At 54.7% G+C, this 25,046-nt stretch carries 17 protein-coding genes; 9 read left to right on the top strand and 8 right to left on the bottom strand.

All coding sequences use genetic code 11. The features are described from left to right. Nucleotides 1-22: 22 nt before the first annotated feature. The 5 genes from ABD971_RS35370 to ABD971_RS35390 all read right to left on the bottom strand — a co-directional run bounded on the left by ABD971_RS35370 (nt 23) and on the right by ABD971_RS35390 (nt 3,823). Entirely contained in the window at nt 23-259 is a 237-nt protein-coding gene (locus tag ABD971_RS35370) for an RNA 2'-phosphotransferase (RefSeq protein WP_345328447.1), read from the bottom strand. A gap of 68 nt (nt 260-327) precedes the next feature. Further along, complete coding sequence (locus tag ABD971_RS35375; protein WP_345328449.1) at nt 328-960, bottom strand: TVP38/TMEM64 family protein; 633 nt, start codon at nt 958-960, stop codon at nt 328-330. Further along, nucleotides 953-1,426, bottom strand: a complete 474-nt coding sequence (locus tag ABD971_RS35380) for a pyridoxamine 5'-phosphate oxidase family protein (protein WP_345328450.1) — start codon at nt 1,424-1,426, stop codon at nt 953-955. Before ABD971_RS35380 ends, ABD971_RS35375 begins: the two co-directional genes overlap by 8 nt. A 15-nt stretch (nt 1,427-1,441) precedes the next feature. Beyond that, entirely contained in the window at nt 1,442-3,181 is a 1,740-nt protein-coding gene (locus ABD971_RS35385; protein ID WP_345328451.1) for a tetratricopeptide repeat protein, read from the bottom strand. A 255-nt stretch (nt 3,182-3,436) separates the two neighbouring features. Then, nucleotides 3,437-3,823, bottom strand: coding sequence for a group II truncated hemoglobin (locus tag ABD971_RS35390; protein ID WP_339941793.1), 387 nt, complete (start codon nt 3,821-3,823; stop codon nt 3,437-3,439). A 104-nt stretch (nt 3,824-3,927) separates the two neighbouring features. On the opposite strand from ABD971_RS35390, the gene ABD971_RS35395 reads away from it, so the two are divergent. From ABD971_RS35395 to ABD971_RS35425, 7 genes are all read left to right on the top strand, one after another. After that, the gene (locus ABD971_RS35395) at nt 3,928-4,947 is read left to right on the top strand and encodes an SMP-30/gluconolactonase/LRE family protein (RefSeq protein WP_345328452.1); all 1,020 of its coding nucleotides are present in this window, start codon (nt 3,928-3,930) and stop codon (nt 4,945-4,947) included. A gap of 358 nt (nt 4,948-5,305) precedes the next feature. Beyond that, on the top strand, nt 5,306-6,262 hold the full coding sequence (ylqF, locus tag ABD971_RS35400; RefSeq protein WP_339941795.1) for a ribosome biogenesis GTPase YlqF: 957 nt from the start codon (nt 5,306-5,308) through the stop codon (nt 6,260-6,262). A gap of 46 nt (nt 6,263-6,308) precedes the next feature. Further along, on the top strand, nt 6,309-7,022 hold the full coding sequence (locus ABD971_RS35405) for a hypothetical protein (RefSeq protein WP_339941796.1): 714 nt from the start codon (nt 6,309-6,311) through the stop codon (nt 7,020-7,022). Between the two features lie 91 nt (nt 7,023-7,113). Further along, nucleotides 7,114-8,088 carry a hypothetical protein gene (locus ABD971_RS35410; protein WP_339941797.1) on the top strand — a complete coding sequence of 325 codons (975 nt, stop codon included), beginning with the start codon at nt 7,114-7,116 and terminating at the stop codon, nt 8,086-8,088. 384 nt (nt 8,089-8,472) lie between these two features. Continuing rightward, nucleotides 8,473-11,505, top strand: coding sequence for a PSD1 and planctomycete cytochrome C domain-containing protein (locus tag ABD971_RS35415; RefSeq protein WP_345328453.1), 3,033 nt, complete (start codon nt 8,473-8,475; stop codon nt 11,503-11,505). 59 nt (nt 11,506-11,564) lie between these two features. Then, nucleotides 11,565-12,956 (top strand): DUF1501 domain-containing protein, encoded by a 1,392-nt coding sequence (locus tag ABD971_RS35420; protein WP_339941829.1) that lies wholly within the window; start codon nt 11,565-11,567, stop codon nt 12,954-12,956. 99 nt (nt 12,957-13,055) lie between these two features. Then, a complete protein-coding gene (locus ABD971_RS35425; RefSeq protein ID WP_345328454.1) occupies nt 13,056-14,501 on the top strand; it encodes a sulfatase family protein in 1,446 nt (481 codons plus the stop codon). A gap of 303 nt (nt 14,502-14,804) precedes the next feature. On the opposite strand, the gene ABD971_RS35430 is transcribed toward ABD971_RS35425, so the two are convergent. Further along, nucleotides 14,805-15,179 (bottom strand): hypothetical protein, encoded by a 375-nt coding sequence (locus ABD971_RS35430; protein WP_345328455.1) that lies wholly within the window; start codon nt 15,177-15,179, stop codon nt 14,805-14,807. A 336-nt stretch (nt 15,180-15,515) separates the two neighbouring features. Here ABD971_RS35430 and ABD971_RS35435 point away from each other — a divergent pair, with 336 nt between their 5' ends. Beyond that, nucleotides 15,516-16,745, top strand: a complete 1,230-nt coding sequence (locus ABD971_RS35435; protein ID WP_345328456.1) for a pyrophosphate--fructose-6-phosphate 1-phosphotransferase — start codon at nt 15,516-15,518, stop codon at nt 16,743-16,745. Between the two features lie 225 nt (nt 16,746-16,970). On the opposite strand, the gene ABD971_RS35440 is transcribed toward ABD971_RS35435, so the two are convergent. Beyond that, nucleotides 16,971-17,834: an endonuclease/exonuclease/phosphatase family protein gene (locus tag ABD971_RS35440; RefSeq protein WP_345328457.1), complete on the bottom strand. Its 864-nt coding sequence runs from the start codon at nt 17,832-17,834 to the stop codon at nt 16,971-16,973. Nucleotides 17,835-21,318: 3,484 nt separating this feature from the next. Next, nucleotides 21,319-21,555, bottom strand: a complete 237-nt coding sequence (locus ABD971_RS35445; protein WP_345328458.1) for a hypothetical protein — start codon at nt 21,553-21,555, stop codon at nt 21,319-21,321. Between the two features lie 1,175 nt (nt 21,556-22,730). On the opposite strand from ABD971_RS35445, the gene ABD971_RS35450 reads away from it, so the two are divergent. Then, the gene (locus ABD971_RS35450; RefSeq protein ID WP_345328530.1) at nt 22,731-25,043 is read left to right on the top strand and encodes a mechanosensitive ion channel domain-containing protein; all 2,313 of its coding nucleotides are present in this window, start codon (nt 22,731-22,733) and stop codon (nt 25,041-25,043) included. Nucleotides 25,044-25,046: the final 3 nt, after the last annotated feature.

Raw genomic sequence — 25,046 nt, forward strand, 5'->3', positions numbered from 1 at the left:
CAAGCGGACTCGAAAAACGGTGTCAAGTCGCGCGAATGCGAAGCCGATCGTCGCTCAAGCTGAATCGCTGTTCTTCGCTCTCGGCGACGACTTGGTAAACCAATTCCGTCGTGATCGATTTGCCGCTGGCGTTTGCATTTTTTACCAGCTCTTCGATGTTCACGTAGCCGTACGGATCGAGGCGGATTCCGATTGCCTCGGGGTGGTGCTTCAGCACGAAGCTTAGATATTTACTGATTTTGGTGAGTCGTTTATTCATCGACGAAAGTTTAACCGAAGAATCGTGTCCGTCTATGCCATCAATGTCTCATTGGGGCCATCAATGACTCATTGGGGGAGGTACCGTTTCGCCGCTGCGGCAACGAGCACGGGGACAGCGACCGATACCCCTAACGCAAGTGGCAGCCATTGATGTCGTTCGGCAAAGTCGCCAAAAACCGAGTACGCGATCGCGATGCCGAGATTGCTAAACATCACCGCCGGCAGAAAACGTCGCCACGACAATTGGTGGATGCCGGCAATCAACACGCTCGCTTCGGCAAACACCGGGACCGCACGCGTGATGACCAAGACATAGGGGCCATATCGATCGCTGATCGCCTGCATTCGCTGCAGATCCTCACCGCTGCTGAACCAAAGGGCAAACGGTTTACCCCATCGCCGCGCCAAGGCGAACCCAATGATGGCACCCAGATTCATGCCCACCCAAGTTGCGATCGTTCCACGCCACCAACCGAGTTGCCAACCGCTCAGCGTGCTGACGACGCTCGATGGAATCGGCAACAGGATATCAGTGGCCAACAGCCCGATGATCAACGCCGCTGTGGAGGTTACCGACGGCGGATCTTCCGCCACGCCACGTAGCCAATCTTCCAATCGACCTCCGAAAAACAGGAACGGCAGCACGGGAACCAGCAGGACGACACACATCAGGGGCAGCGTGCGAAATAGTTCACGCATCGGCCACCGGATTCGTCTTCGCGTGGATGTCGACCTCGTGATACTCGATCGCCCATTCACGCATGAATCGGACTCGGTTAGGGGCAATGCGATAGAGGATCAGATCGGGATTGTCGATGCTGCCGAGATATTGCCGCAGCAGCGGATTGTCGTTCCAGATTGATTCCAAGGTCGCTCGGTCATCCACGATCGTGGCAACGCCGGTGATTCGGACTTGATCATGCGAGTCACTCAAGTAGCAGAGTTCAACATTCGGATTCGCAGCAATCTCTTCTGTTTTGTGGTAGCCACGCAAATTGGCGACGTAGACGGTGAAGCCATCGGTGCGAACCGGCGACACCGGCCGCAGTCGCGGTTGATCGCCGTCGATGGTTGCCAAGTAGGGAAAGCGATCCTGTTTGATCACATCCAAAGCAAGGCCCCGGACTTCGCCTGCGGGAATCGGTTTCGGGTGGGGTTTACTCATGCCCAAATTTCCTGTTCATCGTTTTGCGTTTGGCGACCCCGGTTTTGCGTCCGGCACGCACAAGCAAGTTGCTCCGATGCGGATGTCGGCATCGCGCCACGCGACACGGAATCGTTCATCAATTTCTTTGGCGGCCGCATCGTCGCCTTTCGCTTTTAAACATTGCGATAATCCGTACAGCGACCATCCGTTTTCGGGCCACAGCGAAAGGTCTTTGCGGTACACCTGTTCGGCTTCGTCCCATCGCTCCGCGGCGACCAAGACGGCGCCGAGTGAATGGCGGACCGGCTGAATCCACTCGGGCGGTTCCATGTACAGCAGTTCCGTTTCAGCGGCGACACCCTTTTGTAGCTCCGATATCGCGGTATCGATATCCCCTTTTTGGAACGCGATTTCACCCGCCAATGTATGCTCGCCGACTTTCAAAATGTCATGAGCGGCGTTGATTGCCCCTTTCGCCTCGCGATCCACCTTGGCGACGGCCTCGCGGAAAAGCGTTTGTTCTTGCTCGGCCGCTGCCAAGTCTTGCTTGGCCGCCAATGCGGTCGCTCGAGCAAACCGCCACATCGCCGTCGTGATCGGTAATTGATCACTTGGCGCAGGCATCGCGAGCAATTTCTCCCATTGTCCGAACCGGACCATCACTTGGTACTGGATCGACATAAATGGATCCGCCAATTCAGGCGACTGGTTCAAGAAGTCAGCCGGGATGGAGACAAGCGTTTGCTGTGCCGCTTCGATCGCACGCTCTCGTCGTCCCTGCATCATGCAAACGAACGACAGGAAGTGAGGATTGTGGAGCATGTAAATCGAGTAGAAATTTTGGTGCGGTGAAACTTGGCGATAGACGCGGTCGACCTTCATCGACATCTCGTTTTGCTCGGCAGCCTGAGCCCACTTGCCCGTCCGTACGTCAATATGAGCGGGCATGTGAACCATGTGCCCCGATCCAGGCATTAGCGTGCGGAGTCGATCGGCTGCCGCGGAGCCGCGCTCCGGATGTGGGGATGCTTCCACCGCGTGAATGTACAAATGGTTCGCGCCAGGGTGATTGGGGACGGCGGTCATCACGTTTTCAAGCAACTGCAAAACCTGATGCGTTTCCACTCGTGCTTCGCCCTCGTCGGACCACAAGTCCCATGGGCGTAAATCCATCAATGACTCGGCGTAAAGTACTGCAACATCGTGGTCGTCCGGGAATTGCTGGTGGACTCGCTGCATAGCGTCGGCGTAGTTCTGGTTCAGCGTTTCTCGTTCGGCGATGTTTTCATCAACATTACTGCGATAGCGTCGCGTCAGTGCTTCGATCAGAGCACGTTCGACGGGCGTGCCTAGCTTGCTGTTGGCTTGTGCTTTTTCGAGCGCCTGCCAAGCGGCGATCGAATGAGGTTTGTCCATCGGAGGATTGTTGATGTGAGGTCCATTGCAAAGTGCAATTCCCCACCACGCCATCGCACACTGTGGATCGTGACGGACGGCTTCCTGGAATGATCGAATCGCCTCGTCATGATTGAACGCATAGGTGAGGTTCAGTCCATGGTCAAAATAACGCTGGGCCTCCGCCGAATTGGTGCTGATTTCACGCGGATGGACCGTGATGCCGACCAGCAACGGGGCCTGGGCTCCAGGCGGTGTCTGGTCGCTGATCGAACCGGGCGATGAGGATGGAATCTCTGGATTCGCGTCGTTGGCAAGTCCAATCGCACCAGCAAAAAATACCGCCGACAATAGGCTTAGTAGGTAAGTGCGACACATCGTTCAGTCCTCCCTCGAAAAAAAGAAGCGTGATCGAGCCCTTTCTTTCATTCTAGAACTGCACCGCCCCCCATCAATGCGGGGAAGGTCTTGGGTCTGCGATGGTGCCAATCTGAAAGGTAGAACAGGCGTTCCTATCTGTCGTAGAGATGCGATCGCGTCGGCAAGTTGGTCGTCGCGAAAGCCGCGAAGACTCGCGATTTAAGAAGAGAAAACCGATGACAGGCAAGAAGCCTATCCCACACAGACGGAAGCCTATTCGTGTTGGTTTCGCATGTGGTCGGCCGTGCGTTGAAACGTCATTTTTAGATGATCGGCGAGCGGTTTGTTCTCGACACGTTCGTCGATCGCTTGGGTCATGCACATCATCCATTGATCGCGTTCGCTATCGCCGATTGGAAACGGCAGGTGTCTTGCTCGCAACATTGGGTGCCCGTACTGCTGGATGTACAACGATGGCCCACCCCAAAACCCTGACAAGAATTTGAACAGCTTGTCCCGTGACTCGGTCAGATCTGGCGGATGCATTTCACGAATCGGGCGTGCTGCCGGCAATTCCGACATCAGGTCATAGAAACGGTCGACGAGGCCGCGAACGGCCGTTTCGCCGCCCAACATACTGTAAATTGTGTCTTCATCCATCGGGTTACTGATCCTAGCTCGATACGATTCGTTGCTTTGCCATTGTTTTGACTTGCATTGTTGTCAACGACGGTGAATCATGACATCCACCTCTTTATTCGCCAATGGAACTGAAATCCATGCTCGCCCGCTGCCTCGAAAATCGTCACCCGCTCTCGATTCTGCTGTTCTCGCTTTTTGCTGGTTTGTGTCTCCGATCCACCGTTGCGGCGGATGATTCGGTCTTTGTCGGCGAGCCGGAACTATTGCAACACCACGGTGCAGGCGAAGGCCCGGTGTGGCATCCACAGTTGGGGTTGTTGACCAGCGGCGAAGGGAACATCAATCGCCGTGATCTTGCGGGGCAGACATCGGTATTTCGAACTGACGCCGGGTCCAATGGTCTGCTGTTCGATCGACAAGGCCGGTTACTGATTTGTGATAACAAACGCCGCCGGGTCGAACGAATCGAGGCGGATGGTTCGCTCCACGTGCTGACGGACTCCTACGACGGAAGCAAATTCAATCAGCCCAATGATCTGACGATCGACTCCAAAAACCGGATCTACTTCACCGATCCGCAATACGGGGATCGTAGCGGGATGGAGATGTTGGACGATCAGGGACGAAAAGTCGAAGGGGTGTACCGAATTGATCCCGATGGCAGTGTGACTCGCATTATCACTCACGAAGTCGATCGCCCCAATGGGCTGATCATCACACCCGACGATCGGTACCTATACGTGGCCGACAACAACAACGAACTCGGTGGCGCGAGGAAGCTTTGGCGGTTTAGCATGCACGCCGATGGGACGCCCGATCTCGAAACCCAAACGTTGATTCATGATTGGGGGACTACGCGAGGACCCGACGGCATGAAGTTGGACCAACGAGGCCGGCTGTATGTGGCCGCCGGGCTGAACAAGCCACGGCCGCCGGCTCAAACGGCGGATGCTCCGACCGCAGGCATTTACGTCTTTTCGCCCGAGGGCAAACAGATCGGTTTTCTCGCGATCCCCCGTGACGAAACCACCAATTGTGCGTTCGGGGGGAAAGACGGCAAGACGTTGTTCGTGACCGCGGGAGGAACGTTGTGGAGCGTTCGAACTGAGGTTCCCGGCTACCAGGTGTTCGGCGGCAAGTAGGTTCGCGGCTAATGTCATCTACTTAGACGCGGGAAAACCCGCAGATCGGCGGGAACACTGCCAAGAGGGGGTTACCAGGATGATCGCCACCGGTGACACTGTGGGATAGACTTGCTGTCTTGCGTGCGCCCGTCTGCCCGTAGCGAAAGTCCGTCTGCCCGTAGCGAAAGTCGCCAAGACTTTCGGTCCCCCCCCTGATATTGGCCGAAATGTTGCGGGATGAAATGACGCAGGCTAAAAACGGGCAGGCCAAATACGACCCAGGCCGAAACTCTTGTCTTGTTGTCGCTACGCGAGCGGTTGCCGATGACAGGCTGGAAGCCTATCCCACATTTTCCTTGTTAGCGACGACTCCCTTATGTCAATTCAGTGGTTTCCGGGGCATATGCACAAAGCCCGGCTCGAAATTCAATCGGTGCTCCCCAAAGTCGATGTGGTCATCGAGGTGCTCGATGCGCGGATTCCCTATTCGAGCGAGAATCCGATGCTGGCTGAACTGCGTGGCGACAAACCTTGTTTGAAGGTGTTGGCCAAGAGCGACCTTGCCGACGATGCGATGACGGAGATCTGGATCTCGCATTTCGAGGAATCGGTGGGCGTCCGCGCCCATGCGGTCACGACCGAAGACGTGCCAACGATTCGGCGATTGAAACACATCGTTGCCAAAATGGTGCCGCACCGCGCTGGCATGACGATCACCGCCATGATCGTTGGTATTCCGAACGTCGGCAAATCCACAATTATCAATTTCCTGGCGAATCGAAAGATTGCCAAAACGGGGAACACGCCCGCGGTGACTCAGCAGCAACAACGTGTCAACATTGGCGACAGCGTTGCACTGTTGGATACGCCCGGCGTGCTGTGGCCGAACGTGCATAATGTGAACAGCGGTTATCGGCTGGGCTTGGTCGGTTCGATCAAAGACACCGCGATGGATTACGCCGACATCGGTTTCTTTGGGGCTCGCTACTTGGCCGCAAACTATCCCGAACGGTTGATGCAGCGGTACGATTTGACTTCAGTGCCTGGCACTGATTTAGAACTGATCGAAGCGATCGGCCGACGCCGAGGTTGTCTTGGTAAAAGTAATCTCGTCGACATCGATCGAGCCTCGCGGATTTTGGTGAATGATATTCGTGGCGGTGAACTTGGCCGGTTAACTCTCGAAACGCCCGAGTTGATGAGACGCGAGCAGGTGCAAACGGCAAAGGTGATTGCCGAGAAAGAAGAAGCGTCCAAAGAAAAAGATGCGAAGCGTAAAAAGCGGTTTCGCGATAAGCAGCGTGCCCAACGCAAATCTCGCGAGATGAACTGACCTCCAAAATGAACTGAGTGGCTCGCTTTTTTTTAACGAACCCAACATGATTCCCAATCTTTCTGACAAGACAAACGCCCTCGTGCTCTCGTACATGGGCATCCGACGCGCAATTGGTGTCAGCGGATTTTTGTTGCCGATCGTGCTCGGGCCGGTTGGTTGGCTGTTTTTTGGAATCGATTTCCAAGACAACATTAGCAGCTACTATCACACCGGTCTGCGTGACATCTTCGTGGGCACGATGTGTTCGATCGGAATCTTTTTGTTCTGCTATCGGGGGTACGACCGGATCGAGAGCTGGACTGCCAATCTGGGCTGCGTTTCCGCGTTGGGAGTGGCACTGTTTCCATTGGATCCGAATAGTGATCCGCTGTATCAAAAGTCGTTGATTGGTTACCTGCATTCGATCAGCGGCGGGGTGTTCTTTTTGACGCTTGCCACTTATTCGCTGTTTCATTTTCCGAGTTCCAAAGCGAACAACCGCGAAATGGAACCGCATGAAGCCGAGCGGAACTTTGTTTACCGGGCCAGCGGTGTGGTGATTTTGCTGAGCATGGCAGCAATGGGTGGCTATCTGTTTCTGATCTCACCCGAATGGAAGCGGACGTTAAACGAATACAACTTTTTGTTTTGGATGGAGTGGATCGCGGTGTGGGCATTCGCCTCGGCGTGGCTGACCAAGGGGCGAACGATCATCGCTGACATTGCTGTGGACTTGATGGCGATCCCTCACCAATTGTTGATGAAACGCGTCAAGTAGATCGGTCTTCATCAGCGTCGAAGGTTTCGCTGAGGTAAAATGATCGGTGATCTTCCTCGTGTTATCCGAATCCGATTTTAAGGCCTTGCTGATGAATCCGCCGATAAATCCCCGTCTCAATCGCCGCCGATTTTCGCTGGGCAGTGCCGCATTTCTAGGCGGATGTCTGATGCCGGGGACTCCGACATCGTTTGCCGAAGAACCAAGTTTGCAGCAGAAGCGGTTGGTTTTATTGGGACTGAACGCGTTGGCGAGAGCGCCGGAGATGAACTATTTCGCCGACGGACATCGTGGTGCAGCAATGATCTCGGCACACATGATGTGTGTGGATAATGATTTCGACGACGCAGCGGCCACTCGGATTGTCGAGTTGTTTGATCGGAATTGGGCGCCAACAAAGCTGTGCGAGCCGTTTCCTGAAGGCGATCCTGTTCCTGACGCGGCCGAGCAAGTCGGCAAGGCGCTTGCCGAAAACAGCGGGGTGCTTCGCGAGGTTGGCCACGACGCAATTTTTGCGATGCATGCGATCAAGGCATTTCGTATGTTGCCCTCCGCGGCGACACGCCAACGAGTCGATGGCGTGTGCAATCTGATTCGCGCGTTCAAGCCGTGGCGAGATGTCGAACCCGACGAGGATATCGATCCGCCACCGTTCACGGATTCGGCCGCAGCCTCAAAATTCGTCTTGCAAGAGGCGAGTGATGCCATCGATCGCTTTGTCGGTTTTGGCCAAGGCTTTGCCGGTCACATGTTGACGTTCGGACAGTCGCTCGTCGAGATGGCTGCGATGGGTGATGCCGAGTGGGCCGAAAGCTGCCGCACGGCGTTTCGCAAATACGTGACCGTGACGCGGCAAGGGCCCGATTCGAGTAGCCGCAAAATCGCGGATCACAAGCCCAGCAAACTCAGGCCCAACGACGTCAGTTACTGGCAACAACGAGGCGACAAGACGCTCGGCATCGGACACGTTTTTAAGTATCCCTACGCCTACTATGACCTGCTGGAGAGGGCCAACGATCCTGAGCTCGCCAAGACGCTCGATGCCAAAGCCTATCAATTGTTTTAAGCGGGCGGCTTGTGTGTGCGTTTGCAGCGGCAGTTTCGTGAAGGTATTTGCGTTTTGTAGCGGCGCTCGCCAGAGCGTAAAGGGTTGCCGGCCAATACGAAATCACCATCTGCTGGCCAAGGTAGCCACAAGAAATTGCTTCACAGCGTTAGTCAAAACGGTAAATAGCACCAACAGTCTCCATTGGATCGGGGGGGGGCGGTGTCGCAAATCGTTAAAGGACTGACGCAAATTGTCCTCGACACAAGCCGTTTTTACGCCATAATTAGTGTCCTGCCTTCTTCAAGGTCCCGCCGTATTTCTTCCCGCCACCCATGACGCAATTCATTTGACATGAGTTTATCCATGTTGTCTGCACCCTTTTGCCGCCTTGGACCATCGCCGATGCAATTGTTGTTTTCCGCTGTTCGTTTGATCGTGGTTGCCGGCTTGCTTTGTGTCACTTCGACCTCAGCTCAGGCAGGGGAACAAGCCGAACCGTCTGCGGAACAAATAGAGTTCTTTGAGAAAGAGGTTCGCCCGTTATTGGCTGAACATTGTTACTCGTGTCACAGTGCATCGGCTGAGAAGCTGCAAGCGGGGTTGCGGGTCGATACGCGGGCGGGAATGATCGATGGAGGTGACTCCGGTGCATCGATCGAACCTGGCGATCCCGAGGCCAGTTTGTTCATGGAAGCGATTCGCTACGAATCGTACGAGATGCCGCCTAAGGGAAAACTTAGCGACGATCAGATCGCGACGTTTGAAAAATGGATCCAACTCGGCGCACCATGGCCCATCGAAGAGGCGCCCGAGACAAAGACGGCGGCACCCGATTTTGATTTGCAGCAGCGGAAAAAAGATCATTGGGTTTGGCAGCCTGTCCAATCGCGGCCCCTTCCCGCTGTCAAAAACGCGACTTGGCCGACCGCGGATCTGGATCGCTTCATCTTGTCGAAACTCGAGCAGAGCGATCTGCACCCGGCCGAAGCCGCCGATCGATCCGCGATCTTGCGTCGTTTGTACTTTGATCTCATCGGGCTGCCACCCACGCCTGAACAAACGGCGAAATTTCTGAGTGACACTTCGCCAGGAGCCCTTGAGCGATTGGTTGACGAGCTGCTTGAATCGCCCCAGTTTGGCGAGCGCTGGGGACGGCACTGGTTGGACTTGGTGCGGTACGCCGAATCCCGAGGGCACGAGTTTGACGATGATGCGTTGAATGCGTTTCAGTATCGCGACTACGTCATCCGCGCATTCAACGCCGATGTGCCCTACGACCAACTTGTCCGCGAACATATCGCCGGCGACTTATTGCCACAGCCACGGCTTAATCCCGACGACGGGTACAATGAATCGGTACTGGGAACCGGATTCTGGTTCCTCGGCGAATGGGTGCATTCGCCGGTCGATATCCGCAAAGACGAAGCGGATCGCTTTGACAACATGGTCGATGTGATGTCGAAAACGTTCTTGGGCGTGACCGTTTCCTGTGCACGTTGCCACGACCACAAATTTGATGCGATCTCGACGGCGGATTACTACTCGTTAACGGGATTTCTGCAGAGCAGTGATTATCGGCAAGTGCGTTTTGAGTCGTTGGAACACAACCGTCGTGTGGCTGAGCGGCTTGCCAAAGTCGACGAAGCTTATCGCGAACGAGTCAGCGAAGTGGTCCGTCAGCATGACGGTAAACTGCCAGAACCCATCGCGTTGCCATCGGCGATCACGGACCTGCTTGTGCTGGATTACCAGACGTTGCCTCGCGAGCATTTCATGCAGGACGGATTTATTTTCGGCGATTCTCCGCGACGCGCCGGCGATGCTTATTTGGATGTCAGCGAAGGTGAGCCAACGATCCGTGTGGCATCCCATGGTTCGGCTACGAGCGATCCGCTGTGGAATGGGCTCCAATCACTCCGAGAAACCGGGATCCAAAATCGCAGCAAGCTGAAGAATCTGCCTCGCAGCGGCCGAACCTTGCGAACCCCGACGTTTGAGTTGACCGGGGAACGAGTCGTCTGCAAGGTTCGCGGTGAAGGGCACGTCGTGGTGTGTGTCGATTCGCATCGGTTGATCGCGGGGCCACTGCACGGCGAAACGGTGCAAACGATTCCCAAAAATGCGACGTCAGTGGAATTGAATCTAGCTCGTTATCTCGGCCACCGATTACATTTGGAATTCACACCTAAAACCGACAAACAGCTCGAAGTCCAGTGGGTAATTCAAGGATCCGCCGAGCAGATCAAACAGGCCAAGCAAAACGCGGCGTCCGCGTTTCGCAATGCGGATAAAGCAAGCAAGTTCGAAATCGCTGGCGACAGGGCTGCGGGTGCCGGATTGGGGGCAAAACAAGAACTTGCCGAACAATTGCAACAACTTGCGAATGCGTGGGCGGATGAACGCGAGCTGCTACGTTCGCAAATCATGAAACCGTCGCATACTGCGATGGCGATGCTCGACGGCAGCGGTGAAGACGCTGCAATCTTCATTCGCGGTAATGCGTCCAAGCCCGGCGATATCGAGCCGCGTCATTTTCTGACGGCGTTGGCAGGGAATCGTCCTATGGAGATCAAATCGGGCAGCGGACGACTCGAATTGGCACAACACATCAACGACCCGAATAACCCGCTGACCCCGCGAGTGATCGTCAATCGCATTTGGCATTACTTGATGGGACGCGGCATCGTGCCGACGACCGACGACTTTGGTGTGCTTGGACAAAGACCCAGCCACCCTGAACTTCTTGATCATTTGGCAACTCGTTTTCAAGACGATGGCCAAAGCATCAAACGAATGATCCGCTACATTGTGTTGTCGCGTACTTATCAAATGTCCAGCCGGGTGAGTCCGGTCGCAGCCGAGGCGGATCCCAAAAACTTGTTGTGGCACCATCGCCCGCCCAAACGACTCGAAGGGGAAGCGATCCGCGACACGTTATTGGCGTTGTCCGGGCGATTGGACAAAACGATGTATGGCGAACCGGTTCCCATTCAATTGACCTCGTTTATGGATGGTCGCGGCCGTCCAAAGGTTAGCGGTCCGATCGACGGCGATGGACGGCGGTCGCTCTATATCGCGGTGCGTCGTAATTTCCTTTCACCCTTCATGCTGACCTTTGACACACCGGTTCCCTTCAGCACGATGGGACGCCGCAACGTGTCTAACGTGCCCGCGCAGTCGCTGATCCTGATGAACGATCCGTTTGTCGTTCAGCAAGCCAGACAATGGGCCGAGAGGGTGATCCAGGATCATCCTGCCCCAGCGGACCGTATCAAGTGGATGTACGAGTCGGCGTTTGCGCGTCAACCGTCCGCACAAGAAACCGCGATTGCCGAAGCCTATTTGGCGTCCGATCACGGTGATTCCGAATTGGATGCGTGGGCCGATTTCGCTCACGCTCTGATCAATACCAAGGAGTTTGTTTTCCTGCGATGACAAATCAATTCACCTATCCCTGCGAACGTTATCGATCGGGCCCCACTTCGCGCCGTGAGATGCTGACGCGATGTGGCAGCGGTTTTGCTGCGCTGGCACTCGCTGCGCTCGGGCAAGACAAAGCGTTCGCGGTCAATGGATCCTCCCCCGATCTTGGCTTTGCCGGCCACGGTCCGCACCACCAAGTTCGCGCCAAAAATGTGATCTTCTTGTACATGGACGGCGGCCCTTCGCAGATCGATACCTTCGATCCCAAGCCGATGTTGGACAAGTACGATGGTCAAGATCCCGGCAAACTGTTTAGCGTCGAGCCGACTCAGTTCAATAACAACGGCAACGTGTTGGCAAGTCCATGGAAGTTCAACCAATACGGCGAATCCGGTATCCCGGTAAGCGATCTGTTTCCTCACGTGGCAACGTGTGTTGACGAGTTGGCGGTGATGCGGTCGATGGTATCGGAGTTTCCCGAACACACGTTTGCAAATTACTTTCTGCATACCGGCAGCGGGTTGCAGGGGCGGCCCAGTATGGGCGCGTGGGTGAATTATGGTTTGGGCAGCGAATGCCAGAACCTGCCCGGATTTGTGGTCATCAATGGCGGGCTGATTCCGCCCGGAGGACTCGATTGTTTTGGCAGCGGATTTCTTCCTGCCAGCTACCAGGGATCCGTTTTTAAACCCGCAGGATCGGGGGTAGCAAACATCGAACGCACGGAGCCAAGTGACAAACGGCAACGCGATAAATTGGACTTCGTCCGCCAGTTGGACGGGTTTGCTAAACAGAATTTTGGGTACCACGACAGTCTCGAGTCGGCGATCCAGAACTACGAACTCGCTTATGCGATGCAGATGGCCGTACCCGAGGTGATGTCGCTGAAAGAGGAATCGGCTTCGATTCAACAGATGTATGGGATGGATTCAAAATACGAGCCCACGCGAACCTATGCGGCTCAGTGTTTGATTGCCCGGCGAATGATCGAAAGTGGCGTGAGGTTCGTTGAGTTGACTTGCCCCAAAGTTGGTGGCGATCGTTGGGATCAGCACTCCAACCTGAAGGCGGGGCACGAAAACAACGCACGCGCCGTCGATCAACCAATCGCAGCATTACTAAAAGATCTTCGCCAACGTGGTTTGCTTGACGAGACGTTGGTGGTGTGGGCGGGTGAATTTGGACGCACGCCGTTTGCGCAAGGTGCAAATGGTCGCGATCACAACCAATATGGCTTTACCGTTTGGATGGCCGGAGGCGGAGTGAAACCGGGGATGATTTACGGTGCCACCGACGAATGGGGGTACAAGGCGATCGAAAATCGAGCCGAGATCCATGATCTGCACGCGACGATGTTGCATCTGATGGGCGTCGATCACACACGCAGCACTTTCCGCTTTGGCGGTCGTGACATGCGATTGACCGATGTCAAAGGGCATGTGATCCACGACGTCATCGCCTAAAACGCTTGGGTGCACGACCGGCGTGGTTTCACATTACAATTGGGGGCGATTCGTATCGGATCCGAAACCTGCCCCTCCCTCCCCCAATTGTATGACTCTATGAGAAACACCCTGTGTATTTTTGTCGTGACTTTATGCCTTGCGACGATCGGATCGTCGTCCCACGCCGCGGATCGCCCGAATGTCGTCTTGTTCTTGGCCGATGATATATCTCAGGAAGACATCGGATGTTATGGGCACCCTACGATTCAAACACCGCACATCGATGCGTTGGCAGCTAGCGGGCTGCGGTTTGATCAGGCGTATCTGACAACTAGCAGTTGCAGTCCGAGTCGCTGCAGTATGATCACGGGCCGCTATCCGCATAACACCGGTGCACCTGAGTTGCATACCGAACTGCCCGCTGGATCGGTGTTGTTTCCGCAGTTGCTCAAAGACGCTGGCTATTACACCGTGTTGTCGGGTAAGCACCACATGGGCAAAAATGCCAATGTCGCGTTTAGTAAGATTTCCAAAGGCAAAGGACCCGGCAAAGAGGAAGATTGGGTACAGATCCTTGAAAAACGCCCTCGGGACAAACCGTTCTTCTGTTGGTTCGCGTCGACCGATGCCCATCGCGATTGGGCGATCAATGATGATGCGCCAAAGTACGATCCCGCTGACGTGGTGGTGCCACCCTACTTGGTCGATAGCGAGAAGACTCGCGAGGATCTCGCCAGCTATTACCACGAAGTAAGCCGTTTCGACCATTACGTGGGGCAAGTCGTCGCGGAGCTGAAACGCCAAAAAGTGTTCGACAACACGTTGCTGATCGTGATGGCTGATAATGGCCGTCCCTTTCCACGCTGCAAAACGCGGCTATACGACAGCGGAATCAAGACGCCGTTTGTCGTGCATTATCCGCAAGGGGCGACCCACGGAGTTACCGACAGCTTGATCAGTTCGATCGACATCGCCGCTACCGTGCTGGAACTGGCCGAGGTCGAGAAAGACGAACGGATTCAAGGCGTTAGTTTCGTCCCGATTTTAAAAGACGCGAAGGCAAGCGTTCGAGAAGTCGTGTTTGCCGAGCACAATTGGCATGTTTACCGCAATCACGAACGACTCGTCCGGTTTGGCGACTGGTTGTACATTCGCAACAATTTCACCGACCAAGCGAACCTCTGTGTTGAAGCATATACGGGGGGCGCAGGCGAGGATCTGTGGGCAGCTAAAGCGGCTAACGATTTGACCAATCCGCAACAGAATGTGTTCTTGAACCCTTGTCCGGCCGAAGAGCTTTACCACGTGGGCAAAGACGCTCATCAGTTGAAGAATCTGGCCGCGAATCCCGAGACGCAGCAAGTCCTCGAAAAGGCACGCGAGGTGTTAGCGCAGTGGACCGAGCAGACGGGCGATACGATCCCCGAGAACCCCACGCCCGATCGTGATGCACCGCCCGGATCGCCGCAGAAAGATCGCAAGGCGTTCAAGCACGGAGAGATGCCCGGAGAATCCTCGGGTGCCACGAGTATCAATCATTCCGGCCCCCTCCAGCTTCCGTGACCAAGCGTGACCAACCGTCGCCAAACTCGCAAGTGATTCGGCACCGTTTCACTATTCGAACGTTTCCCCATTCGTCGCGAAACTCGCCAAGAGTTTCGGCCGGTGTCACGATCCAAGCCCGCGACACGAGTTTTGTAATGTGGGGCAAACCCTCGGTAGTCTGCCTGGGCCCAGCCCAACGGCGTGGGGCCGAGCTTTATCGTTCAACGAAAACACCATCGCGACGCATCAGTGCGTGACGATGGTGTATGAATTTCAGAAACGCCAGTGCTCTCGCAACTGGCGTTTTATCTGCACACGTGCCTAGGCCGCTTTGCGAGTCACTTTTGGCGTGCTGCTTGTTGCAACCTTGGTTGCTTTTTCAGCGACGGGCTTCACAGCGGCGGGCTTCTTAGCGGCGGGCTTCTTAGCGGCGACAGGTTTCTTAGCAACCGTCGTTGATTTCGCGACAGGGGGCTTCTTGGCAACCGGCGTCTTTTTCGCAACCGAAGTTTTCTTTTCAGTCGACGGCGTTACGGCAACGGCGGTGACCTTCGCTACCGAAGGAGTTTTTGCTGGGGTTGGCGTTTTTGCAGCCGATGGTGTCTTAGCGACAGGTGCCTTGGCGACAGGAGTCTTCTTAGCGGGACTCTTCTTAGCGGCCGAGGTGGTTTGGGTGGCTGCGGTGTTCTTCGACATTTTTGTTTCCTACTTGAAACTTGACGAAATTCTTAGGCGAAAGTGCCTGTGCAGAGTGAAATATCAGATTCCAGATTAAGTGAGAAATAGCATTTACCCTGTTTGGGCTAGCGATTCTGGAAAATACTTTACCCCCACAGCCACGCATCGGATCGTTGTGGCCCCCTAACGGGGATCGAACACCGGTGCTGGCAATAATTCGCCCCGATTGTCCCTTCGGCGACGATTTTCTAAAAAGGAGGGTAGGTTGATTCAATTCGCATGCGGCATCGCAGACTTTGTGATGCTCTGCGAAACCACTCCGTTCAAACACAGCCTTTTCAAGGATCCAAAATCATGTCGGTCAAGCGAGTCGGAATCCTTACCGCCGGAGGATTGGCCCCGTGCCTTTCTTCGGCCATCGGTGCACTCATCGAGTCCTATACAGAGAAGGCTCCTGAAATCGAAATCCTTTGTTACCGATCGGGTTACAAGGGACTTTTGCTGGGCGACAGCTTTCTGGTCACCCCGACCGTTCGTGAAAATGCCAAGGTATTGCATCAGCACGGTGGCAGTCCGATCGGCAACAGCCGTGTGAAGCTGACCAATGTTGCCGATTGTGTCAAACGTGGCTTGGTCAAAGAGGGCCAGGATCCACTGCACGTCGCGGCCGAACAGCTGAAAACCGATTGTGTCGATGTGTTGCATACGATTGGTGGCGACGACACCAATACCACCGCAGCCGACTTGGCAGCGTTTCTCGCTCAAAACGACTATGACCTGACCGTCGTTGGATTACCCAAGACTATCGACAACGACGTCATCCCGATCAAGCAAAGCTTAGGTGCTTGGACGGCTGCCGAACAAGGCGCTCGTTTCTTCGAGAACGTGGTGGCCGAACACAACGCTAATCCACGCATGTTGATCGTTCACGAAGTGATGGGGCGTAACTGCGGTTGGTTGACTGCGGCGACGGCGAACAAATACCGCGAGCGTCTCGACGCACTCAAATTCTTGCCTGAAACCGGGCTCAGCCGTGAACGCAAAGAGGTGCATGGCGTCTACATTCCCGAAATGCATTTCGAGCTTCAGCAGGAAGCGGATCGGCTGCGGGCGATCTTGGACGAGATCGATTGCGTCAACATCTTCATCTCCGAAGGTGCGGGGGTCGACACCATCGTCCAAGAAATGGAATCGCGTGGCGAAGAAGTGCCCAAGGATGCCTTTGGTCACTACAAACTTGATGCCGTGAACCCCGGTAAATGGTTTGGTGAACAGTTCGCCAAAATGATCGGGGCCGAAAAAGTGCTGGTCCAAAAGAGTGGCTACTACAGCCGAGCCGCGCGAGCGAACGAGCAAGACATTGAATTGATCGCGCGATGTGCCAACAAAGCCGTCGACTGTGCGCTGGCGGGTGATAGCGGCGTGGTCGGACAAGACGAAGATCGCGGCGATGAATTGCGAGCGATTGAGTTCGAGCGAATCAAAGGTGGAAAGCCATTTGATATCGGTTCGACTTGGTTCGGAAACCTGCTTCGTGAGATCAAGCAGCCCAAGGGCGATGTGGTCGAAACCCAGCACGCGTAAAACTGTGATCGGAACAGATACGAAAGTGTCTTCAAGGCGGTTTGTCACTGAGGTCGAGCGAGGTTTCCTCGCCGATCTAAGAGGAACAAACCGCTATCGCACAGCCGCCACCGATCGCAACGTGATGAAATGCAGAAACCTCGGATGAAAATCCGAGGTACATCGGGCGCCGAGGTATGTCGGGCGTCAGTTCGCGTTGATGACAGCAAACGTTTTCGAATACCGTTATCGATCACCCTGTCGGTGCGAACGATTTTTCATTGTCGAAAAAACCTCGCTCGACAAATCGGTGGCATCGGAAGGTGGGACAACTTTAAATGTGGCCACCACCAACGAATGATCCGACCCATCGCGGCGAATCGTCTTGGCATCCGTGGTGGTAAAGTGCGGTGTATGAAAAATGTAGTCGATCCGCAGTGCGAGGGGTAACGGTCGGGTGGGCCAGTGCCATGTGGGATCAGCGTCAGCGTCGTCGTGAATCGAAGCGTACGCATCAATCAAGCCAAGTTCAGCGAGGCGTTTCGGTGCATGAAAGGTTGATATGCTGTTGAAGTCGCCAACAACAATCGCCGGACGTTGACAGTCGATTGCGTCAACGATTGCATTCATCTCGACTGCATGCTTGTCTTCGGTCGTCGAAAGTGCCGTCATTGCATCGTGAATCCCGCCGCGGCGTTGAAACTGAATTGGCGTCAAATGGACATTGATCAGACGTATGCGCGTGCCGGAAAAATTTACCGTTGCGGAATAGAATCCGAAGAGGCCAGCGTTAGGTGGTGCGAATTTCAGATCCGCCAGTTCGACTTTGGAGGCGATGGCAAATCGTTCGGCAGCGTAACGCCCGTTGTGTCCGATCGAGTGAAAGTGCGGATAAGTCGCGGCAAGCCGTTTGCTAAGAAACCGTTCCGAATGAACGGTGGTCTCTTGGAAGCAAATGACGTCGGGGGCCGCCGTCGCGATAGCGTCGAGCACTTGGTCGCCGCGTCGGTTGCCCCAATTCAGGTTGTACGTTGCAACACGGATTGAATCGGCACATGCATGCGAAGCAAGTACAAGCGCGAGGACCAGCGATGATGCGAAAGTCTTCATTTTGCGTTGACGAACGAGTGCGGTAACCGAGTCGTCGCATGAAAGCGATGACCTGAGGAACAACGTGTAATCAGCAGTTTCGGGTGAATAGCCGAGGTCGCTATGATTTAAGTTAAGCTCTGTGTTGCCTGTTTGCCACTGGTTTCCCCTCGCGTGATGCAACAAGATTTTAACCCGGCCTGATGACGCGTCTAAACCCTCGCCCGCCAATCACGCCAATGGACGCGAATGAGCAACGCACGCAAGCCACGGTAGCGATCGCTGCTTACATCCAGTGACAGCACGATGAGCGACAACAAGCCTGGATTGGAGTGCGGGCGATTTCGGCGCCGTAGTCGCTGGAAACTTGCGAAGCGATGGCAGGGGCACTCCATGCAACCGAAGGTTGGGCAGGAAGATGGAGAGGGGCAGGAAAATATTTGAGCGATCAGGCTGGGGGGCTCTTGCCGTTGCAAGCGGACGGCACCGGAGATCTTGCGAGAGGCTAAAAGATGAAAGATCAAAACATCGGAACGACGCGAGTGTTCAAGGCCAATCGCCATGGCAGTCTCCTATTTCTGTCGCACCAATTTTTCTGTCTACCCATCGTCTTAGAGATCACTGACCGAAATTTTTGGTGAGCTTCTCGAGCTACTCATGTCTTTTAGTCGGCAAAAGTCACGTCGGTCAAGTCCTCGCGTGTTCGGCATTTGATCATGGCGGAAGTGACGACAGAAAAATTGGTGCGACAGAAAGATTCAAAGGCAGGACGACTGGACTGTCTAGCTTGCGGTTGCCCAAGCTAACCGCTTCAACGCGCCCCCAGTCGCAACGCGACGAGATGCAGTAGCCACGGACGTGAGTCCGTGGAACGCAGACATCATAGGAAAGCGATAGTCGCGAAGCGACGGCAGGGGTTGCTTTCGCCAACCCAATGTCGCCGGTATAAAATGCAGCGAAGGTTAAAAGATGGAGGGTTAGAAAATGGGGAAGAGATGGCCGTTCTAGCCCAATCGCGAATCGCCATGGCAGTCTCCTTTTTCTGTCGCACCAATCTTTCTGTCTACCTATCAACAGAGCGGGCACCGACCGAAGGTTTTGGTGAGTCCCTCGAGCTACTGATGGCTTTTAGTCCGCAAGAGTCGTGTCGGTCTTGTCCCCGCGTTCGGCATTTGGTCATGGCGGAAGTGAGGACAGAAAAATTGGTGCGACAGAAAGATTCAAAGGCAGGAAGAGTGGACTGTCTAGCTTGCGGTTGCCCAAGCTAACCGCTTCAACGTGCCCCCAGTCGCAACGCGACGAAATGCGGTAGCCACGGACGTGAGTCCGTGGAACGCGGACATCATAGGAAAGCAATAGTCGCGAAGCGACGGCAGGTGTTGCTTTCGCCAATACGATGTCGCCGGTATAAAATGCAGCAAAAGGTTAAAAAATGGAGGGTTAGAAAATGGGGAAGAGATGGCCGTTCTAGCCCAATGGCCAATCGGCATGGCAGTCACCATTTTCTGTCGCACCAATTTTTCTGTCTACCCATCGTCTTAGAGATCACTGACCGAAATTTTTGGTGAGCCTCTCGAGCTACTTATGCCTTTTAGTCGGCAAAAGTCACGTCGGTCAAGTCCCCGCGTGTTCGGCATTTGAACATGGCGGAAGTGACGACAGAAAAATTGGTGCGACAGAAATGTTCAAAGGCAGGGAATTGAACGGAAAACTCACCGTCGTTCGATAGTCGGCTATTCCCCGAACGCATAATCCAGACGTCATCGACGCCGCAGTCGCAGCAAACTTGCGAAGCGATGGTAGGAGCACTCCATGCAACCGGAGGTTGGGCAGGAAGATGGAGAGGGGCAGGGAAATGGTAAAACTAAAATGCAGCGTTGTTTTCTCCTCGCCGACGTTCGCACCCGAGAAACGAGCAGCGATTTAAATACAGAAGGTCGAAAGACAGGAACGACGCGAGTGTTCAAGCCCAATCGCGAATCGGCATGGCAGACTCATGTTTCTGTCGCATCAATCTTTCTGTCTACCTATCGTCAGAGCGGCCGCCGGACGAAAATTTCGGTGAGCCCCGCGCGCTTCTCATGCCTTCAGTCAGCAAGAGTCGCGTCGGTCAAGTCTCCGCGTTCGGCATTTGATCATCGCGGAAGTGACGACAGAAAGATTGGTGCGACAGAAAGATTCAAAGGCAGGAAGAGTGGACTGTCTAGCTTGCGGTTGTCCAAGCTAACCGCTTCAACGTGCCCCCAGTCGCAACGCGACGAAATGCAGTAGCCACGGACGTGAGTCCGTGGAACGCGGACATCATAAGAAAGCGATAGTCGCGAAGCGACGGCAGGTGTTGCTTTCGCCAACCCAATGTCGCCGGTATAAAATGCAGCAAAAGGTTAAAAGATGGAGGGTTAGAAAATGGGGAAGAGATGGCCGTTCTAGCCCAATGGCGAATGGGAATGGCAGTCTCCTTTTTCTGTCGCACCAATTTTTCTGTCTCATCATTGTCATAGCAAACACGGAACGAAATCTTCGGTGAGCCCCGCACGCGGCACATGCCGTCAATCGGCAAGAGTCACGTCGTCTTGTCTCCGCGTTCGGCATTTGATCATGGCGGAAGTGACGACAGAAAAATTGGTGCGACAGAAAAATTCAGAGGCAGGGAATCGAATGGAAAACTCACCGTCGTTCGATAGTCGGCTATTCCCCGAACGCATAATCCAGACGTCATCGACGCCGCAGTCGCAGCAAACTTGCGACGCGATGGTAGGGGGCACTCCAAGCAACCGGAGGTTGGGCAGGAAGATGGAGAGGGGCAGGGAAATGGTAAAACTAAAATGCAGCGTCGTTTTCTCCTCGCCGACGTTCGCACCCGAGAAACGAGCAGCGATTTAAATACAGAAGGTCGAAAGACAGGAACGACGCGAGTGTTCAAGCCCAATCGCGAATCGGCATGGCAGACTCATGTTTCTGTCGCATCAATCTTTCTGTCTACCTATCGTCAGAGCGGCCGCCGAACGAAAATTTCGGTGAGCCCCGCGCGCTACTCATTCCTTTTAGTCCGCAAGAGTCGTGTCGGTCTTGTCCCCGCGTTCGGCATTTGGTCATGGCGGAAGTGAGGACAGAAAAATTGGTGCGACAGAAAGATTTGAAGGTGGGAATCAAATGGCAGTCGCAGCATCGTTCGATTGTCGGCTACTCCCCGAACGCGTAATCCAGACGCCATCGACGCCGCTGTCGCAGCAAACTTGCGAAGCGATGGTAGGGGGCACTACAGGCAACCGAAGGTTGGGCAGGAAGATGGAGAGGGGCAGGGAAATGGCAAAACTAAAATGCAGCGTCGTTTTCTCCTCGCCGACGGAAAAGGAAATCAAATCGATCGTGCAGGGAAATGGGCTGCTCGAGATTGGAAGGGCATGCCGTGCGACTGATACGCCGAACGAGCTGATATTAGTTGGAAGCCTCAGCGTTGACGGATGCGGCACATCACGGGGGGACAGACGAAAGACTCTCTACCTCAAGTTGGCACACCACCGCCGGTTTGCGGGCATTTAGCTGTCTCGGCATATTGCAGCAGAGTCGAGTTGGCCGCGACAATCGCCGTTGAGAAAATCAAATCGAGCGTATCGATCCCCAGGAAACGGAATCCGTTTAGGGGTGAGAACGCGTGACGCGGATTCGCAATTTTTGATCGCAGGAAAGACTGAAGTCGCCCTGCGTTTTGATCACGGGAGCGATCAACGACACTCTTCAAAGCTGGTTTTCTTGGGAAACCGTCTCTTTTTCGCCCGTGAAACACGATCGGTGTGGTAGTGAATCGGGGATTTTTCGTATTTCAAAGGATGACCGCCTGCGCGGAGGCATGGTTTCGTGTTTTCGGAGCCTCTTTGCAAAGCTGCCAATGCCGCTTTATTGGCTGGCGGTCGTTCGAAATCCTCTATTCCTAACAGTTTCATCATGATGCTCGGCACGCGATTCGTCATCTTCAAATTGCTCGTGGCGACGATGCTGTTGATAGCATTTTCGGGCAACCAATCCGCTGCCCAAACCATCATCTATCCGCACTCGTATCCTTCGTCGCATTCGTATCCGTCGTCAAGTTATCCGGCGTCAAGTTATCCGGCGTCCAGTTATCCGACGACGTACCCCAGCGGTAGCTATCTCGCACCATCCCAGGCCGTCGGAAACCAAGACTCGCGAATCGTTTCGCCCAACAACGCGTATTCAACGACGGATCGCCGTGATCTGTCCGAACAGAACCGTTACACAGCTCCGCAATCAAGCTTTGATTCCGCTTCCGCTTCAACTTCTCCGTCGTCGTCGTCGCGATCGTCGGTTTCGACGTTTACCCAACAACCCAGCGTTTCTCAAAACGCCTTTGAAACGACGTCGCCGCGATTGTCATCACGCAGCTCGGATCTAAATAACCAACGCGATGCTGTCACTCGTTTGGCCAGCACCGGATCTCTGAGTTCGGGGGCCCTGAATTCCGATTCACTGCGTCCCACCGTCGACTCGCGGAGTACGGGATGGCGTGAGATCGAGCCCGTCTCGTTGTACGCTCCGTCGCAAATTCAAGCGGCTCGCGACACTGCGGCCCAGTTCCGCAGAATGGCGCAGTCGGTGCCCGATGTCGCTGCGAAGATCGCCCAAGAGAATGCGGACTTTGTTGATCAGTGGACTCAGCTCGCCGAAGCCTACCAGTCGTTGTCCGATCGCGTCAGCAAGTTAGCCAGCAAACTAAATTCGACGAAGCGTGACTATCAGGATGTTCGTACCAAGCTTGACCATTACGGATTGACTCCGACGGTCGGATTGCTGTTGAGACATAAAAAAGAACAGCTCGATGCATGGCAGGTCAACGAATCGGTCACGTTGTTTGTCACCGAGGAACTTGGGCGTTCGCGTCAGCAGCAGCTTGAACTCGAGATGGTCCGTTACGACGGAGCCAATGCCAATTCGCAGACCGACGAGATTTTGACCGCAGCCGGTTTGGATCCGTCCAGTGTGCAAAGTGTGGTGGTCGCGTCTCAGGTGAGGAGTTTGCTGCAGCAGCGACAGCAGTGGTTGACCGTGCTTGGGCAAGGCTACCAAGACTATCAACGAAAATTGGGCGAGCTCGATTCAACAACAACCGAATCGGTGACGCTGACGAACCAGTACCGCAAACTAATCGATCGTCACGTGACTTGGATTCGCAGTGGCGACCCGATCGGTCTTGAGGATGTGCGGAATCTCGGCGACGGGTTGGGGGCGTTGTTCGATTTTCGTCGCAGTAGCGAATTGGGGTGTTCGATCAAGCAAAAATGGCAGGCCAATCCGGTAGGCGGCATCGGTCTGTTGGTCTGGATCGTTTTGATTTCGGTCGCGCGGTGGCGAACAAAGTCTTGGTTGATCGACATCGGAAACCGAAAACGGATGCGAGACGCGACACCAGATTCACGTAAATTGGCGACCGGTGTGCTCACGACGCTCGTGGCAGCCGCGTTTCCAGCCCTGTTGTACGTGATCGCTCGCTGGTTGGGCAGCGGAATCGTTTCCGAGTTGACGCTACAAACATCGAGTGGATTTTATGCCGCGAGCTTGGTGGCGTTGTTGGTCGAAGTACCGCGGCAACTGCTTCGCAGCTATGGGTACATCGACAAATATGTCGCGATCGAATTGCCTGGGCGTGAACGTGCGACCGCGTATTTGGTGTTGATCGGTTTTGGCTTGGTGTTGGCCGCCTACGTGGTGACGTTGATGAGTCTACTGGACCACGGCTTGTGGCGTGACTCCGTGGCCCGATTCGGATTCATCGCAGCCATGCTCGTGGTCGCCTGGACCGCTCACCTTTCACTGCGACCGACTGGCGGTTTTCTCGAACCCTTCATTGCCAAATTCGGCGGCAGTGTCATTCATCGAGTTCGTTTTGTGATTTACATCGCGGGGGTCGGATTCCCGCTAGCGATGGTCGTGCTTTCTTCGCTGGGTTACGGATACACTGCAAACGAGTTTGTTCAGCGAGCGATCATCACGCTTGTCAGTTTGATGATTGCAGCAACATTGTGGTCCGGAGTGAAAATTGCCTCGGCTCATCTTTGGCAGATGCTGACGGGGACCGCTTCACCGCAGCAATACGACGAGTACGGTCGCATCCCTGCGGGGACCACCGCGGGGTCACAGGTAACCGGAGTTTTGGGCGAACATTTTTTGGAACTGAAACATCATTTGGCATTCCTTTGTCAATGTGCACTGGTGGTCGGTGCGATGGTTAGTTTTGGTTGGTTGTGGATTGACGTGTTTCCCAACGTCCGCATGGGCAATCCCGTCGTTTGGACGGTGCAAGACACCGTGACGGTATCGTCGCTGGATGCCGCAGGCCAAACGGTAACAAGCTCGGTCATAGAAAATACTCCGATCACGGCGCTGCATCTACTGCTGGCCGCGGCGACCCTGTTTGTCGCGTTCCAGTTGGCCAAGCTGCTGCCGGCACTCTTTGACGCTTTGGTGCTGCAGCGAGTGTCGTTCGACGAAGGGATGGAGCATTTTACGTTGGTGCTCGGACGCTGTTTGTTGTTTGGTGTCGGTGCTTTGGTCGCCTGCCAGTGGGTGGGACTTCGCTGGCACACGATTCAGTGGTTAGCTGTCGGATTGACGATTGGTTTAGGATTCGGGCTGCAAGACATGGTGCGAAACCTGTTCGGCGGTTTAATCGTGTTGTTCGAAAAACCGGCACGACTGGGAGATTTAATCACCGTTGGCCGGGTCACCGGACGAGTGGCATCGCAAAAGTTTCGCACGACGGTGTTGTCGGATGACGAGGGTCGCGAGGTGATCATTCCGAACAAGAATTTTGTCAGCGAGGACGTGGTCAATTGGATGGGCGCGGGCCGCTTGAATGTGATTCCAATCGAAGTCGCAGTCAATCGCGATGAACGGCCGGCGGATATTTGTCGGACGTTACAAGAGTTGGTGATCGATCAACCCGATGTTTTGCTGACGCCGGCCCCGCAAGCGACCTTGGTTTGCGTGGGCAAGACGTCTCAACGAATCGAAGTTCGGGCGTGGATCGAAGAAGGGCAGGATCCATCCCGATTCCGCGATTCGCTATTGAAAATCGTCAAACAATTTTTGCGTGAGAAAGAATTGCTGGTGGCAACTCAGCCTACGCAACCTGCGATCCGTGAAGCGAGTGAAGAAGAGATGCTCAGCGGCAACTATCGATCACGCAGCAGTCGCACTCGCAAGCGGTCGGCATAACCG

Origin of the sequence: Novipirellula rosea (assembly GCF_039541335.1) — a bacterium.
Classification (GTDB): Bacteria; Planctomycetota; Planctomycetia; order Pirellulales; family Pirellulaceae; genus Novipirellula; species Novipirellula rosea.